The 1,507-nt window shown below is 74.2% G+C and carries 1 protein-coding gene and 2 pseudogenes; all 3 read right to left on the bottom strand.

Annotation, left to right across the window (positions count from 1 at the left end; genetic code table 11):
- A pseudogene (locus AOK11_RS45135) lies at positions 1-271 on the bottom strand (ATP-binding cassette domain-containing protein); the annotation flags it as partial.
- 2 nt (positions 272-273) lie between these two features.
- A pseudogene (locus AOK11_RS45130) lies at positions 274-443 on the bottom strand (hemin ABC transporter ATP-binding protein); the annotation flags it as partial.
- Positions 440-1,504, bottom strand: coding sequence for a FecCD family ABC transporter permease (locus AOK11_RS19285; protein WP_063793496.1), 1,065 nt, complete (start codon positions 1,502-1,504; stop codon positions 440-442). The pseudogene AOK11_RS45130 and the gene AOK11_RS19285, both read right to left, overlap by 4 nt.
- Between the last annotated feature and the right edge of the window lie 3 nt (positions 1,505-1,507).

The raw sequence follows: 1,507 nt of genomic DNA, 5'->3' as shown, positions 1-1,507 counted from the left end.
GCAGGGGAGCGCGCTGGGCGAGCACCCGGGCGAGGGCGACCCGGGCCCGCTCGCCGCCGCTGAGAGCGGAGAACGGGCGTGCGGCGAAGCCGGTCACCTCGGTCGCGGCCATCGCCTCGGCCACGGCCGCGTCGTCGTCCTCGGGCCGGGCCGAGGACCAGGGCGCCCGGCCCATACGGACCACCTCCTCCACCGTGAACGGGAAGGACAGCGACGCCGACTGGGGCAGCACCGAGCGGCGCAGCGCGAGTTCGGGGGCGGACCAGGCAGANNGCCCCGTTGGGTCCGACCAGGGCCAGCAGCTCACCGGCCCGGACGGCGACGTCCACCCCGGAGAGCACCTCACGGGCACCGAGCCGGACGGACAGCCCCGCCGTCTCGGCGAGGACGTCACCGGGCTCCGGTGCGGGCGGCGGGACGGGACGACGACGCAGGCGGATCACGCCCAGCCTCCTTGCTTGCGGCGGGTGCGGCGCAGCAGCCAGAAGAAGAACGGGCTGCCGATCAGCGCCGTGAGGACACCGAGGGGGAGTTCGGCGGGCTCGGCGATCGTACGGGCCGTCAGATCGGCGGCGAGCAGCACCAGCGCGCCGAGCAGAGCGCTGCCCGGCAGCAGGAACCGGTGCCCGGGCCCGGCCGCCATCCGCAGCAGATGCGGGACGACGAGACCGACGAACCCGACGACCCCGGAGACGCTCACGGCCGCCGCCGTCAGCAGCGCGATGACCAGCACGAGGACGATCCGCAGCCGCTCCACGTCCACACCCAGGTGCCGGGCGGGCCGCTCGCCGAGCGCCAGCAGGTCCAGCCGGCGGGCGTACAGCGGGGCCACGGCCAGGCCCAGTACCGCGCACGGCAGGACGGCGAGGACCTTCGGCCAGGTCGCCTGGGACAGCGAGCCCAGCTGCCAGAAGGTGATCTGGTTGACGGCCGCGGTGTCGGCGAAGAAGAGGAACAGTCCGATCAGCGCGCCCGCGAAGGCGTTCACGGCGATGCCGGTGAGGATCAGCGTCACCACCTCGGTACGGCCGCCCGAGCGGGACATCACGTACACGAGCAGCACGGTGACGAGGCCGGCGGCGAACGCCAGGATCGACACCGTCCAGTTGCCGGCGAAGTTCAGCCCGAGCGCGATCGCGCCGACCGCGCCCACCGCCGCGCCGGAGGAGACGCCGATGACCCCCGGTTCGGCGAGCGGGTTGCCGAACACGCCCTGCATCAGGGCGCCCGCGCAGCCCAGGGAGGCGCCGACGAGCAGCGCGAGCACGATCCGCGGGAACCGTACGTTCCACAGCACCGACTCGGCGACCCGGTCCGACGGGGAGCCGCCGAACCCGATGCGGTGCTGGATCGAGGCCAGGACGTCACCGACGGGCACGTGGTAGGCGCCGGTCGCGGCGGCCACGGGGATCAGGACCAGCAGGCCGGCGAGGAGTCCGGCGGTCAACAGCCAGGCGGCGGTGCGCCGTTGCCGGGGCTTCGCGGGGGAACGTCTCTTAGACACATC

The sequence above is a fragment of the Streptomyces hirsutus genome (assembly GCF_001418415.1).
Taxonomy (GTDB): Bacteria; Actinomycetota; Actinomycetes; order Streptomycetales; family Streptomycetaceae; genus Streptomyces; species Streptomyces hirsutus.
This window is presented reverse-complemented; position numbering and strand designations above follow the sequence as displayed.